The following is a 14,523-nucleotide window of genomic DNA, read 5'->3' as shown; positions in this document are numbered from 1 at the left end:
CCGGTGTAAGAATATTGAGTGAAACAGATTTGAAGTAACAAGCTGTACCAAGTAGACCTTGCAACAGGGTAAAATACAAAACTAGGAACAATGGGCTCACAAGGCAATGTTGTTCCAACCGCGTAGGCATAGCGCCACGCAGTGCAAGCAAAAACATAATTTTTGGCACGGAGACCGCCGCATGAACGCACCACTGAACACAGCAAAACTGCTGCCTACTGACACGTCTGATAATAATTCGCCTCAAGCGAATTTAGATTTGTCCCAATCCGCCGTTACTCTCGACGACAAATTCACGCTAGAACGTGGCCGTGCCTTTATGACAGGCACACAGGCATTGATACGTTTGCCGATGTTGCAACGTCAACGCGATGTACTGGCTGGATTAAATACTGCCGGTTACATCAGCGGTTATCGCGGTTCGCCACTTGGCACTGTCGATATGACAGCGATGAAGGCCAAAAAACATCTGGATGCACATCACGTCAAATTTCATCCCGGGATGAATGAAGATCTGGCCGCGACCAGTGTATGGGGTACGCAGCAAGTCAATCTTTTCCCCGGCGCGCAATACGATGGCGTATTTGGCATGTGGTACGGCAAAGGCCCCGGCGTAGATCGTTGCGGGGATGTATTCAAACACGCCAATATGGCAGGCACTTCCAAACACGGCGGAGTGTTAGTAATTGCCGGCGACGATCACGCCGCAAAATCCTCTACCACCGCGCATCAAAGCGAACATATTCTGAATGCCTGCGGTATTCCGGTGTTGTATCCATCTTCGGTACAAGAGTATCTGGATTACGGTATTCACGCATGGGCGATGAGTCGTTATACCGGTTTGTGGGTTTCTATGAAATGCGTGACCGATATCGTTGAATCCGGTGCCGCTGTTGAATTAAATCCAGAGCGCGTACAAACCATATTGCCAGCAGATTTTGTACTGCCAGCCGATGGATTGAATATCCGTTTGCCAGATACAGTACTGGCGCAAGAAGCGCGGATGAATAATTACAAATGGTACGCTGCGCTGGCTTATGCGCGTGCCAACAAGTTAAACAAAATTATCTGGGATAGCCCACGCGCAAAAATCGGCATCATCACTGCGGGTAAATCGTACCTCGATACGCGCCAGGCTTTGGCGGATCTGGGTATCGACGAAGAAGTGGCCCGTGATATCGGTATTCGCTTGTTTAAAGTCGGCATGACATGGCCGTTGGAGGCCGAAGGTGTGCGCGAATTTGCACAAGGTCTGGAAGAAATTCTGGTGGTCGAAGAAAAACGTCAGATTCTGGAATATCAACTGAAAGAAGAGTTGTACAACTGGCGCGACGATGTACGTCCAAGAGTGGTCGGTAAGTTTGACGATACCGGCGAATGGAATCACAGCCCAGAAGGTCATGGCGATTGGTTGTTGCCTGCAACGTATGAATTGAATCCAGCGCAAATTGCCCGTGCGATTGCAACGCGTGTGACAAAATATTTCGCCGGCCATCCGATAGAACAACGCGTTAAACAGCGCGTGGCGTATCTGGAAGCGAAAGAAGCGCTGCTCAATATCAGCAGCAAACCAGATCCAACTAAAGATCGTGTTCCGCACTTCTGTTCCGGTTGCCCACATAACACCTCTACTAAACTGCCAGAAGGCAGCCGTGGTCTGGCAGGTATTGGTTGCCATTACATGGTGTTGTGGATGGATAGAGAGACCAACACCTTTACCCATATGGGTGGCGAAGGCGTGAACTGGATTGGACAAGCACCGTTCACTAGTGAAAAACATGTATTTGCCAATTTGGGCGATGGTACCTATTTCCATTCCGGCCTGCTGGCGATTCGTGCTTCGGTTGCCGCCAAGGTCAATATCACTTACAAAATCTTATTTAATGACGCCGTAGCAATGACCGGTGGCCAGCCATTTGACGGTCCGCTTGACCCGGCAATGATTTCACGTCAGATCGCGGCGGAAGGCGTGACGCCGATTATTGTGGTCACTGACGAACCTGATAAATATGCAGCCGATACCAATTGGGCGCCGGGCGTTACTATCCGTCATCGTAGTGAACTGGACGCAGTACAGCGAGAGTTGCGCGAAATGGTCGGTACTTCGGCGATGATTTACGATCAAACCTGCGCCTCGGAAAAACGTCGGCGCCGGAAACGCAATGAATACCCAGATCCAGCAAAACGCGCTGTCATCAATGAAGCCGTGTGCGAAGGTTGTGGCGATTGCAGCGTGCAATCGAATTGCTTGTCTGTCGAACCGCTGGAAACAGAATTCGGACGTAAGCGTCAGATCAATCAATCGTCTTGCAACAAGGATTTTTCTTGCGTGACCGGTTTCTGTCCTAGCTTCGTGACGGTTGAAGGCGGGCAGTTGAAGAAGCCTAAGAAAATTGAAGCGTTGCCGCAATCAGCTGCTGCACCGATAGCGAGTTTGCCGACGCCAATTGTGCCAACCACAGAAAATCCTTACGGTATCATCGTTACCGGTATCGGCGGTACTGGCGTTGTCACCATCGGTCAGATTTTGGCGATGGCGGCACACGTTGAAGGCAAAGGCTGCTCTGTACTCGACATGAATGGCTTGGCACAAAAAGGCGGAGCGGTGATGTCGCACGTGCGCCTGGCCGATCGCCCTGAAGATATTTATTCGACTCGGGTTGGTACTGGTGATGCGGATTTAGTGATAGGTTGCGACGCTATCGTTAGCGCCAGCCGCGATGCCTTATCGCGTATGGGCGAGGGCCGTACTTATGCCGCGATCAATGCGACTCGGACGCCAACTGCTGCTTTTGTGAAAAATCCGGACTGGCAATATCCTGATGCAGAAGCTGCGGAAACCATACGCACAGCTTGCGGCAGCGATCATGTTGAACTGGTTGACGCCGGTCGTATCGCGACCGCCTTGATGGGCGACGGTATTGCCACCAATATGTTCATGCTGGGTTATGCCTGGCAAAAGGGTTGGGTACCATTGCAAGAAGCATCGTTGTTACGTGCGATTGATTTGAATGGATTGCAGATTGCATTTAATAAGCAAGCCTTCTTGTGGGGTCGTACTGCCGCTCACGACTTAACTGGATTGGAGCAACGTACGCGTGCTAGTGAAACTCCTGCGCAAGTGATTGAGTTCAAGCGTACGCCAAGTCTGGACGATGTAATGGCGCGTCGCGTTACCGCTTTAACGGCGTATCAGGACGTTGCGTATGCAGACCAATATCGCGCCTTTGTTGAACGAGTGAAGCTGGCCGAGCAGCCATTGCAATCTACTAAACTGACAATGGCAGTGGCGACATATTTGTTTAAGTTGATGGCTTACAAAGATGAATATGAAGTTGCGCGTCTGTACACCGACGGTGCTTTCAATGCCAAAGTTGCGGCAATGTTTGAAGGTGACTACAAAATCAAATTCCATCTGGCACCACCACTGCTAGCGAAGAAGGATGATAAGGGACATCTGATCAAACAAGAGTTCGGCCCATGGATGATGCGTGCGTTTGGTGTATTGGCGAAGTTCAAATTCCTGCGCGGTAGCAAGCTGGATATTTTTGGCTACACAGCAGAGCGCAAGGAAGAGCGCGAGCTGATCACGCATTATCGTCAGGTGATTGAAGCCTTGTTGCCCCGTTTGACCAAGGGTAATCTGAATGACGCAGTGGCAATTGCGCGTATCCCTGAAGAGATTCGTGGTTACGGTCATGTTAAAGATCGTCATCTGGTTGCAGCGCGTTTGAAAGAACAGCAATTGATAACGCAGTTTGATCATCCGACGTCGACAGCTAATCACTCGATTGCTGCGTAAAGGCAGCCTTGGAAGAAAATGAAAATGGCCGGATATTCCGGCCATTTTTTTATGTCTGTTTATATATATCTTAGGAATTAAGATTGTTGTTGATAACGGCAAGCATGCCATTCCATTTCTAACTGATGAATCAATTCGGCGGCAGGCATGGATCTTCCTAGTGGAACGCCTTGACCAGCCCAGAGCGACATATAGTCAGCATCGGCTATCTCGGCTGCCCATTTGCGCAATGGTGCGGTCAGTGCGTTTTGCAACGGATAGGGATAGGTCACTGCATTTTCCATATTTTGCATAAAGCGATTTTCAATACCACGTGCGTATTTACCAGAAAATGCTTTCGTCAAACGCGTGTGATGTCCTTGTGCGTTGATAAGGCGTTGGCGATAAAGAGGATGCACCGGCGCTTCGTCACAAAATAAAAAAGCGGTGCCCATTTGCGCCGCTTCGGCACCAAGGCATTGCGCAGCAGCGATGCCAGCGCCATCCATAATGCCGCCCGCAGCAAAGAGAGGAAGAGTAGACTTTGCGCGTATTTCTCTTAGCAGTGGGAATAGGCCAATCAGTGAAGATTCACCTTCATGCAGGAACGTACCGCGATGACCGCCAGCTTCAGAGCCTTGTACAGATAGAGCATCCGCGCCAGCTTGTTCCCAAAGAATAGCTTCATCAACATTGGTCGCCGTACCGATCACCTTGCAACCACGTTGTTTGAAACGCGTAACGTCTTGTGCACCGAGTATCCCGAATGTGAAACTGACAACGGGCGGCGCCAATGCTAAAACCAGTTCCAATTGTTCTTGAAACGATGGCGCGTAGCGTACGGGCGGTGAAAGCGCTAATCCCAAATGATGATATTCAGCTGTCAATGCAGTCAAAGCCGGGCCGGACAAATCCTGCAAAGGCATGTCTTCCAAAATAAATAGATTGACGTTGAACGGCTTATTCGTCGCAGCTCGGATAGCCTTAACGGTTGTTGCCAACGTGTCTGGCATCAACATGCCGGCGCCAAGTGAGCCCAATACACCTGCTTCACAACAGGCCGCAACCAATTGCGCGTCAGTGACGCCAGCCATCGGCGCTTGCACGATGGGAAGCGATATTCCCAATTGTGCCAAGAAAGTTGACTGATGAGACATATTGGTCCTTTGCGACAATGGCGTACGTAAAATTCGACCGCTGTTAGTTCAGCCTGCAGTTTTAAATTGTTGATATCCTCGTGCACGCAAAGCGCAAGCCGGACAAGTCCCGCAACCGTATCCCCAGTCATGCAGTGCGCCACGCTCACCTAAATAACAGGTGTGCGTATCAGCGCGAATCAGATCAACCAAGGCATCGCCGCCGAGCTCTTGCGCTAATTTCCAGGTGGCCGATTTATCTATCCACATCAGAGGTGTTTCTAATTTTAAACGGGTTGCCATGCCAAGATTCAGTGCCACTTGCAGCGCTTTCATGGTGTCATCACGGCAATCTGGATAACCGGAAAAATCAGTTTCACACATGCCGCCGACCAGCACATCCAAGCCGCGTCGATAAGCAACGGTGGCGGCGACGGTCATGAATAAAAGATTGCGACCGGGAACAAAGGTGTTTGGCAGACCATTTTCTTGCATGACGATTTCGACATCTTCGGTCATTGCAGTGGCGGATATTTTTGAGATCAGCGACAAGTCGATCATGTGATCTTCTCCCAGCTTTTGATCCCATGTCGACGACATTGCGCGACATTTCTCTAATAGGATAGGGCGCTGGGCCAATTCGACAGCATGGCGCTGCCCATAATCAAAGCCTATGGTTTCTACTCTGTCATAGCGCGATAAAGCCCACGCCAGACAGGTGGTGGAATCTTGACCGCCACTGAAAAGAACCAAGGCGCCGCTTGTGGTGTTAGTCGATGTGTTGGATAAGTTAGTCATAGTGATGAAGGTGATTAAGTTATTGACTGATTTTATCTAAAGTCTGATCAATGAAGTCGTTATTCGGATCGGTGAAGCGTAAACGGATTGGATACCATTTTAATGATGGCGCTAACCAGATCTCCAGTTTCTGCTGTTTTGCATCAGGTGTTTTGATCAAATGCACGGCATTGATTTCACCGATACCGGTGCTAATTTTTTCCCGATTCACAACGGTGAAAGTCCATGCTTCCGCATCGCGTTGGCCAGCAACGAAAAATTCCCATTCTGAACCGGGTTTGAATTGCTGTGGCGAGGCGCGCGCAAGTGCACTCAACTGCCAGGCGATGCTGGTACGATCTTGCTCTCCGCCTTTGAGTGGATAAGTGTTGTCCGAATCGGAAAAAGTAATGGTGCCATCGTTCTTGCTATTTGCATCACGATTGAAGGTAGTGATAGTGGCTGCTTTGCGAATGCGCTTATCCATAAATTGCGAAGGGGCCAAACCAAAATCATCAATGCTGCCTTCGCTTTTTGCTTCCAGGATTTTCCCAAATATCATCGCGTTGGTGGCCGCTTCGATATCAAATTGTTTGCCGTCGGTACGCCATTTCACCAAGGCATCGCCGCTCAATGAAAAGCCGCTTTGTCTGGCTCTGATGGTGTAACTTAATTCCGCAGATGGAGGCACATCAAATTTGCGTTTGATGACAGGATGATCGCTGTCAGTTGCGTATGCATGGCTCATATTTGTGCCGAGTATGAGCGCAATGATGCAGTGGACGGCAAAGTGCTGAAATGAAACGGGTATTTTTGTCATGCGGTCTTTCTCAGGCAACTGTGTAACTACGGTTGAGGTGGCTGCGCAGTTGGAATCAGTTTGGAGAGGGACATCTCTAGCCAGTCACCACTGGTTTCAGTAAACAGCAATTTCACGGGGTACCATTGATCATCGGGCGCCAGCCAGATATCGAGTTTTTGCTCATGCGAGCCCGGTTGCGGTATTCGCACGATATGCCAGGCGTTAACAGTGCCGATACCAACCGTAACAGGCTCTTCACCTGCAATCTGGAAGCGCCAGGTATCCGCATCAGTTGTCCCGGCGACGAACAAGTCTATCACTGCGCCGGCGATAAATTTTGAGGGGTCACCACGTCCTATGCTGGCCAATTGCCAGACGATGCTGGCACGATCTTGTTCGCCGCCGGTACGTGGGTAACTGTTGGTGGAAGCGGAAAATGTGATTTGATTTCGTTCACGGTGGAAGTGCGTGTTGGTAGCCGACTTGCGAAATTTTTTCTCAGTGTAGAGGATAGGCGAAACGCCGTAGTAGTTCAGCTCTCCTTCACTTTTGAAGTCTAACGCAGTGATAAATAGGGCGCCGGCTTGACCATTGATCGTGTAACTATGGCCGTCTGTTTGCCAGGTAATTTTGCCGCTGCCATAATAGGTTTGACCTTTGTTTAATGCCCGGACGTCGTATTTTAGTTCAGCTGGTGGTGGTGGTGCGGTTTCGTAGTGAATGGCGGCCGGTGGCGGCGGTAGCGGTACCGGAGCTGTTTTTTCTTCTTTGGCAGCGGTATTGGCCGCAGCTTCGGTAGTCCCATTTCCTGCTGGACCTGCGTCGGGGACGACCTCAGCCTTATCTGTGGTATCCAGCGACGATATCATTGGTGCATATGTCACAGTATTGTCGGTGTCTATGGGCGTGACCGTTTCAGTGACTGGCGGCGTTGCCTCGACCGGTTTTTCAATCGGCGTCGTTTTGGCTACAACCTTTGGCTTGCGTGTTACTGGCGTTGGTTTAGGAGCAGGCGTTGGTTCTATAGGCTCTGGCGCCATTACTGGTTTAGTCACCGGCGGTAGCGGTTCTAAATTAGCAGTAATTACCGTCGTCTTAGGTTGTGTAGACTCCGGAATGCCGAGATTGCGGCTGCTCCAGCTGATAAAGAGTACGTGCAGAATTATCGAGAGTAGCAATAACAGCAATAGCAGCCAGCGGCGTGATGCCTTATTGGCTGTTTTTGGGGAGCGTGTTGATAATGGAGTTGGTGCAGATGCCGTCGTCATGTGCGTAGTGTAAACGTATAGGCCGGGATTTGTCCTGCGCAACGCCGTTTGGGCCATATGTTTGAAGTGATTTAAACGTTGGTTAATGATTATCTGTCGACGTAAAATAGCAAAACTTTATCTATTTTCATGGTATCCCAATGCACTGTCGAAAAATCCTTTTAGTTTTACTGATGTGTCTGGTTGCCAGTGTGGTTCAGGCTGCTGAACCAATTCGTCTTGGCATGATAGAAGGAATGTCTGGCGCTTTTGCTAATGCAGGTGTATCGGTTGAAAACAATTTGCGTTTCGCGATTGAGCAAGTCAATGCGCGAGGTGGCGTCAAGTTGCCCGATGGCCGTCATCCACTGGAACTGGTAGTGTTCGATAGCATGCAAGGGGTTGAGGATGCGTTGCAACAGTTTAAAAAACTGACGGATCAACGCATTCCTTTTGTATTGGAGGGCAATAGCTCTGCCGTGGCAGCCGCGCTGTTAGAAGCAGTGAATAAACATAATCAGCGCATGCCGGATAATCGCGTGTTGTTTCTGAATTACTCCGCAGTTGATCCTGTACTGACTAATGAACAATGTAGTTTCTGGCATTTCCGTTTTGATGCGAATGCGGACATGCGTATGCACGCGCTGGTACAGGTGATTAAGAATGATAGCCGCGCCAAGCGGGTTTATCTGATTGGCCAGGATTACAGTTTCGGACGCCAGGTTGCCAAGGCCGCGCGCCAACAATTAGCGGTGGCACGGCCAGACATCGTGATCGCTGGAGATGAACTTCATCCTGTCGGCAAGGTTAAAGATTTTGCGCCATATATCGCCAAAATTCGCGCCAGCGGTGCCGATACAGTGATTACGGGGAACTGGGGAAATGATTTAACGTTGCTGGTGAAGGCGGCGAAGGATGCCGGGCTCAATGTTAAGTTTTATACTTTTTATGCGAATAGCTTAGGTGCGCCAGCCGCGATTGGTGATGCTGGCGTTGGCAGTGTTCGTGCCGTCGCCGAATGGCATCCTAATGTCGGCGGGGATGCAAGCGATGCTTTTTATCGCAACTTCCGCGTACGCTATCCGCAGCCTAAAGACGATTATTTGTTTTTGCGCATGGATGTGATGGTAGATATGCTAGTGACGGCTATCGAAAAAGCGCACAGCACTGATGCTGTGGCTGTCGCCAAAGCGCTGGAAGGCGCACAATATAAGAGTCGTTTTCATGACGCGACGATGCGCGCCAGTGACCATCAGTTGATACAGCCGCTGTATGTCGCTGTGATGCAAAAATTAAGTGATGGCGGCATTCGTTTTGATAATGAAGGCAGTGGTTACGGTTTTAAAACTGAGCGCTATTTCCCCTCTGCGACCACAGCGTTACCGACCAGTTGCAAGATGCAACGACCAAACTGAAACAAGGAGATGTGATGATTAATTCACCGATACCAAATATGACCGGCATTCCTAGTGCCGATGCCATGAGCGGCAGCCTCGATTTCATCAAAAAAATGTGGAGCAATATGGGAGTTCCCGGCATGGTGGTGCCGACTTTATCGGTAGAAGAAATTAATAAAAAAATCACGGATTTGAAAGCCGTAGAAGGTTGGTTGAGCATGAACCTGAACATGTTGCGCACCACAATACAAGCTTTGGAAGTGCAGAACGCTACATTGTCAGCATTGCAAGCAATGGGAGCGATGAAAGTGCCGGATGCCGTAGACGGACAAACCGCAACCAAAGAAGGCGCAGAAGCTTTTCCATGGATGACACCATCATTTTCATTTGGTCAACCTGCCGAGGCGACGAAAACACCTGAGCCACCTGCATCGCCTGCCGCTGCAGAACAAGCTGAGCAAGCATCCACCAAAGATGCTCATGCTGAGCAACAGGCGGCTGCCAATGCGAATGTGTGGTGGGATATGCTGCAGAGTCAATTTAAGCAGGTCGTCGGCAGCGTGGTTGCAGCAGATAAAACCATGGCCACGGCAGCCGAGGCAGAGGATAAGCCAGCAGTTAAATCAGTAAAGAAACCTAGCAAATCTGCATCTCGTGCTGCGCCTGTAGCCAAGCGCAAATCGCCAGTGAAATCGGCTGTAAAGTCTGGCGCGGCAGCAAGCAAAACAGGTGCGCGTTCAAGCAGCACAAGAAATGTCAAAAAATAAATTATTTATCTATTTTTTCAACTGTAATACACGGCATAAAATGCGATGACAATGTATCAAAATAGGTCGTTTATCAAAAAATTGGTAAAATCCCGACTTAACTCTGATTTATCTTGATATGTCAGCTTAACCCGTCATTCACTCTTAAGGTATGTATGCTGTATCCAGAATTGTTTAAATCGCTTGAGCAAGTCCGTTGGAACATGGAAACCGATATTCCGTGGGATCAGTTCGACGCGTCTCTGCTGACAGATGAACAGGCGACAACAATACGAATGAATGCGATTACTGAATGGTCGGCTTTACCTGCGACTGAGATGTTTTTGCGTGACAATCACGGCGACAGTGATTTTTGCGCGTTTATGTCTGTATGGTTCTTTGAAGAGCAAAAGCATTCATTGGTGTTGATGGAATATCTACGTCGCTTCCGCCCAGAGATGGTGCCGACTGAAGCAGAACTCGATAACGTGCGTTTTGAATTTGATCCAGCGCCGGCATTGGAAACGCTGATGATGCATTTTTGCGGCGAAATTCGTCTCAATCATTGGTACCGCTGTGCTTCCGATTGGCACACTGAGCCAGTGATCAAGCAAATTTATAAAATGATCAGCCAGGATGAGGCGCGTCATGGTGGTGCCTATCTGCGCTACATGAAAAAAGCGTTAAACGAAGTAGGTGATAGTGCTTCTGCCGCTTTCGCCAAAATCGGCGTATTAATGGCTTCGGCGCGTCGGACTGAGAAGCCGTTACATCCTACCAATTTGCATGTAAACCAATCACTGTTCCCGAATGACACCGTACAAAGTCGCTTACCCGATCCTGAATGGCTGGAGCGTTGGTTGGATGATCAAATTAAATTTGATGGTGTCTGGGAAAAGAAAGTTGTTGACCGGATTTTGCATAATATGTCGTTGCTGTTTGAGCGCAGCTTTGAGACGGTGCAAGAATTGAATCGTTATCGTAAAGAAATCGTCAATCGTCTGGCTGCAACTACAGCACCTGTTGTGCCTGCTTAACAAAATCGATGGTTGGATAATCAAAAGCCGCAGTTTGTTGCGGCTTTTTTTATGAGGGTTTGATGAAGATGGTCAGCTTTGAACAGAAAATTTGCCCGCGCGCGGAATTGAAAGCGCGCATGGCGAACTTGCCGCAACCCGTAGTATTGACTAACGGGGTGTTCGATATTTTGCATCGTGGTCATGTGACGTATTTGGCGCAAGCCCGTGCGCAAGGTGCATCGTTAGTGGTGGCGGTGAATACTGATGCATCAGTCAAACGTTTGGGTAAAGGTGATGATAGACCAATCAATACTTGCGCTGATCGCATGGCGGTATTGGCAGCATTGGAAGCGGTGAGCCTGGTGGTGGAGTTTGACGAGGATACTGCATTAGGCGTGGTGCAGGAGGGGCAGCCTGATATCTATGTGAAGGGTGGCGACTACAAGATGGACGAGATTCCTGAAGGACAAGCAGTGTTAGCCTATGGCGGCAAGGTCGTCGCGATCGCGTTTGAACATGATCGCTCGACCAGCAAATTATTATCTAAAGTACGTCAGCAACGTTAATGTTGATGCGATGCCGGTGCTTGCGAGCCTTCAACATCGACTTGAACTTCAATTTTCCCTGCATTTTTAAAGTTCAAAGTCAGTGGGAAGGTTTCCCCGGCAGTCAATGGTTTCTTTAAACCCGTCAGCATGATGTGATAACCATTCCCGGGTTTCATGCTGATAGTTGTTGATGGTTTCAACTCAAGATCGTTTTTTTCCCGCATTCTCATGACATTGCCATCCATGCTCATGCTATGAATCCCGGCTGATTCAGCAACGGCGGAGCTTAAGCTCACCAGCTTGTCATTATTTTTTCCCGTGTTTTCTATCGTCAGATAAGCCGCTCCACTAGGTTGGCCGGGAACGGTTGCTCGTGCATAAGGATGGCTGATTTTCAGCGCTCCCAATGTGTATTCATGTGCAAAAGCAGAGGTGCTTAAAGCGAGCGAGCATAAAGTCAGAGTAATAATGCTTGAAATGCGTGCTGACATAAAAATCCTTGTATGCGGTAGGAAAGTAAGTTTTCGTAAGTTGATTTTGATTATAGCAATCTGATGTTAAGCACCGCCAATAAAGCTATTTTGCCTCCAGGCTTCATAGACCACGATCGCTACCGTATTCGATAAATTCAAACTGCGATTGTCGGGGCGCATCGGTAAGCGAATGCGTTGTGACGATGCAAATGATGCGCGCAATGTTGGATCTAGCCCACGCGTTTCCGAGCCGAAGACGAAAATGTCGCCGGGGTGAAATGCGATATCCGCAAATGGCGTGGAGCCGTGCGTGGTCATAGCGAACATGCGGTGCGGATCAAAATTCTCTGTTTTTTCCATTGCCTCCATAAACGCGGCCCAATTCGTATGGACTTGCATAGTGGCGTAATCGTGATAATCGAGCCCGGCACGGCGCATTTTCGCATCATCCAATGGAAAGCCCAGTGGTTCAATCAAGTGCAATTGCACGCCAGTGTTGGCGCACAGCCGGATAATATTACCGGTGTTGGGTGGAATTTCAGGTTCTACCAGTACGACGTGAAACAAAATATTTCTCCTTTTAAGTGTTCTCAAAAAACTGTTTATACGTTGTTGCTTCTCCTCGCCGTACTTAAGTACTACCTTCGTCGGAGCGCCTAGTCTAAACAGTTTTTTGAAAACACTTATTTGGGCAAGGTTCTGGCGAACACAAAATTTGTAACCCGGCTGGCGCCAAAACGCTTAAGTGTGTGGGCAATTTCATTCAAAGTGGCACCCGTCGTCATCACATCATCGATTACGCCAATATGACGACCGCGAATCTGAGTCACGGCAGGATATGGGATGACGAAGGCGCTACGTAAATTGCGATGACGTTCTTCCGGATGTAATTTCGCTTGTTGTTGTGTGTCATGGATACGTTTGATTAACGTATGCTGCAAAGGAACCCCTAGTAATAGTGATAACGGTTTGGCAATCTCTAATGCTTGATTGTATCCACGCTCAATTAAGCGGTCAGGCCCAAGCGGGACAGCGGTCAGCACATCAGGTAAGTTGTCTATTTTTCCAGTTTGCACCGACTGCTGCAGTAATGCGTCGCGTAAAGCACTCGCAAAAACCGGTGCCAACGCTAATTGGCTACCGAATTTTAATGCTAAAACCAAATGATCGACAGGTGCGGCGTAGTCTACTGCGACGATAGTTGCGTCAAAGGCCTGCGCTTGCTTCAAGCAATCGCCGCATAGCGTAGTTGCGCCCGCGTCGTCGCTCTCTATTATAGGGAGTGGGTTTGCGCATTGTTTGCAGCGTGACGTTCGTTGCAAAAAATAATGCTGCTGACAGCCTCGGCAAATAACCTGGCTGCCAATTTGCGCACATAACGCGCAGCAAGTTGGCATGCTGGTAGCCAACTTGCTGATAAGTTGTTGTGCGCTATAGCGAATGTGGGAAAACATGTTTGTAAACATCCCTGAGTAATGGTGATGCAGCATCCTCGATTGGACATCGGTGTAAACTAGGCCGATTTTCGCTCCCTCCGATTTCTACTTTAATGGCTATGTCCACATCATCCTCTTCCAATAATTTCAGCGCGCCTATAGATATTCAGCGCGTCCGGCAATTGTTTTCGCAGCCAGAACGCGTGCGTGAATCAGAGTTCATGCGACGCGAAGTATCAACGCGTATGCACGAACGCCTTGCTCTGGTAAAAATTGCGCCCCAACAGGTGCTTGATGCCGGTTGCGGCGACGGCGCAGATATATATACATTGCAGCAGCGCTTTGCCGAGGCGAGGTTAATTGGCATGGACGGTGCTTTTCCCATGTTAGCCGCCGCGCGCGATCAGCAGCAGATGGCGCAGTCATCAGTTAATCGTTTGCTTAAGAAATGGTTACCTATTAAGAGTAACCGTCTGGAATCTGATTTGATTTGCGGAGATTTTGCGCAACTACCTCTGGCACGGGATGCGGTCGACTTGGTCTGGTCGAATCTTGCCTTGCACTGGCATCCGCAACCGGATCGTGTGTTTGCCGAATGGCGTCGTGTATTACGTGTCGACGGCTTGTTAATGTTCTCCTGCTTTGGGCCGGATACCTTTAAAGAGTTACGGGCAGCATTCGCAGCAGTGGATGATACGCCGCACGTATTACCGTTTGTTGATATGCATGATTTTGGCGATATGCTGGTTAATGCAGGCTTTGCAACGCCAGTAATGGATATGGAGGTTATTACGGTGACGTATGACAGCGCCGAGAAATTGCTGGCCGATGCGAGATCATTTGGTGGCAATCCTTTGGCGACGCGTAATAAAGGTTTGCAGGGGCGTGCCGGATGGCATCGATTGCTGGATGCGTTAGAGGCGACGCGCCGCAATGATGGCAAATTGGCGCTGACGTTTGAAATCATCTATGGACATGCGTTTCGCCCGACCGCCAAAACAACGGCCAGCGGCGAATCGATCGTGCAGTGGGACTTAGGCAAAAAAAGATAATTTCATTTATTTCAAATTATTTTATAAAACAGCTTGCAGTGTTGAGGGCGTGTTGCTATAGTTCGGCCTCTGCAAAAAACGACGCGAAGTAAGCTGCGAAGTGAAGGTA

At 49.1% G+C, this 14,523-nt stretch carries 13 protein-coding genes; 6 read left to right on the top strand and 7 right to left on the bottom strand.

Annotated elements, in window-relative coordinates:
- Positions 1–181 precede the first annotated feature (181 nt).
- Positions 182–3,802, top strand: coding sequence for an indolepyruvate ferredoxin oxidoreductase family protein (locus tag GEV47_RS06165; protein ID WP_153233875.1), 3,621 nt, complete (start codon positions 182–184; stop codon positions 3,800–3,802).
- A 77-nt stretch (positions 3,803–3,879) separates the two neighbouring features.
- On the opposite strand, the gene GEV47_RS06160 is transcribed toward GEV47_RS06165, so the two are convergent.
- Genes GEV47_RS06160 through GEV47_RS06145 form a run of 4 tightly spaced genes read right to left on the bottom strand, consistent with a single transcriptional unit; the run spans position 3,880 to position 7,764 of the window.
- Positions 3,880–4,938: an NAD(P)H-dependent flavin oxidoreductase gene (locus GEV47_RS06160; RefSeq protein WP_153233874.1), complete on the bottom strand. Its 1,059-nt coding sequence runs from the start codon at positions 4,936–4,938 to the stop codon at positions 3,880–3,882.
- Between the two features lie 48 nt (positions 4,939–4,986).
- Entirely contained in the window at positions 4,987–5,715 is a 729-nt protein-coding gene (gene queC, locus GEV47_RS06155; RefSeq protein ID WP_153233873.1) for a 7-cyano-7-deazaguanine synthase QueC, read from the bottom strand.
- A gap of 19 nt (positions 5,716–5,734) precedes the next feature.
- Positions 5,735–6,514 carry a DUF3108 domain-containing protein gene (locus GEV47_RS06150; protein WP_153233872.1) on the bottom strand — a complete coding sequence of 260 codons (780 nt, stop codon included), beginning with the start codon at positions 6,512–6,514 and terminating at the stop codon, positions 5,735–5,737.
- Between the two features lie 26 nt (positions 6,515–6,540).
- Positions 6,541–7,764, bottom strand: a complete 1,224-nt coding sequence (locus GEV47_RS06145) for a DUF3108 domain-containing protein (RefSeq protein ID WP_153233871.1) — start codon at positions 7,762–7,764, stop codon at positions 6,541–6,543.
- A 140-nt stretch (positions 7,765–7,904) separates the two neighbouring features.
- On the opposite strand from GEV47_RS06145, the gene GEV47_RS06140 reads away from it, so the two are divergent.
- The 4 genes from GEV47_RS06140 (at position 7,905) to rfaE2 (ending at position 11,471) form a co-directional block, all read left to right on the top strand.
- A complete protein-coding gene (locus GEV47_RS06140; protein ID WP_153233870.1) occupies positions 7,905–9,158 on the top strand; it encodes a branched-chain amino acid ABC transporter substrate-binding protein in 1,254 nt (417 codons plus the stop codon).
- Positions 9,159–9,172: 14 nt separating this feature from the next.
- Positions 9,173–9,907: a PhaM family polyhydroxyalkanoate granule multifunctional regulatory protein gene (locus tag GEV47_RS06135; RefSeq protein WP_153233869.1), complete on the top strand. Its 735-nt coding sequence runs from the start codon at positions 9,173–9,175 to the stop codon at positions 9,905–9,907.
- A 155-nt stretch (positions 9,908–10,062) separates the two neighbouring features.
- Complete coding sequence (locus GEV47_RS06130) at positions 10,063–10,923, top strand: ferritin family protein (RefSeq protein WP_153233868.1); 861 nt, start codon at positions 10,063–10,065, stop codon at positions 10,921–10,923.
- A gap of 68 nt (positions 10,924–10,991) precedes the next feature.
- Positions 10,992–11,471 (top strand): D-glycero-beta-D-manno-heptose 1-phosphate adenylyltransferase, encoded by a 480-nt coding sequence (gene rfaE2 / locus GEV47_RS06125; protein WP_153234251.1) that lies wholly within the window; start codon positions 10,992–10,994, stop codon positions 11,469–11,471.
- On the opposite strand, the gene GEV47_RS06120 is transcribed toward rfaE2, so the two are convergent.
- The 3 genes from GEV47_RS06120 to GEV47_RS06110 all read right to left on the bottom strand — a co-directional run bounded on the left by GEV47_RS06120 (position 11,468) and on the right by GEV47_RS06110 (position 13,380).
- The gene (locus tag GEV47_RS06120; protein ID WP_153233867.1) at positions 11,468–11,944 is read right to left on the bottom strand and encodes a copper chaperone PCu(A)C; all 477 of its coding nucleotides are present in this window, start codon (positions 11,942–11,944) and stop codon (positions 11,468–11,470) included. The genes rfaE2 and GEV47_RS06120 overlap by 4 nt on opposite strands.
- Positions 11,945–12,010: 66 nt before the next feature.
- Complete coding sequence (gene trmL / locus GEV47_RS06115; protein ID WP_153233866.1) at positions 12,011–12,493, bottom strand: tRNA (uridine(34)/cytosine(34)/5-carboxymethylaminomethyluridine(34)-2'-O)-methyltransferase TrmL; 483 nt, start codon at positions 12,491–12,493, stop codon at positions 12,011–12,013.
- 116 nt (positions 12,494–12,609) lie between these two features.
- Positions 12,610–13,380 (bottom strand): ComF family protein, encoded by a 771-nt coding sequence (locus GEV47_RS06110; RefSeq protein ID WP_153233865.1) that lies wholly within the window; start codon positions 13,378–13,380, stop codon positions 12,610–12,612.
- Positions 13,381–13,475: 95 nt separating this feature from the next.
- On the opposite strand from GEV47_RS06110, the gene GEV47_RS06105 reads away from it, so the two are divergent.
- The gene (locus GEV47_RS06105; RefSeq protein WP_153233864.1) at positions 13,476–14,414 is read left to right on the top strand and encodes a methyltransferase domain-containing protein; all 939 of its coding nucleotides are present in this window, start codon (positions 13,476–13,478) and stop codon (positions 14,412–14,414) included.
- The last annotated feature ends 109 nt before the right edge of the window (positions 14,415–14,523 follow it).

Source organism: Glaciimonas soli (assembly GCF_009497155.1).
Taxonomy (GTDB): Bacteria; Pseudomonadota; Gammaproteobacteria; order Burkholderiales; family Burkholderiaceae_D; genus Glaciimonas; species Glaciimonas soli.
The sequence above is the reverse complement of the archived record's forward strand: the minus strand, read 5'-3'. Positions and strand labels throughout refer to the sequence as shown.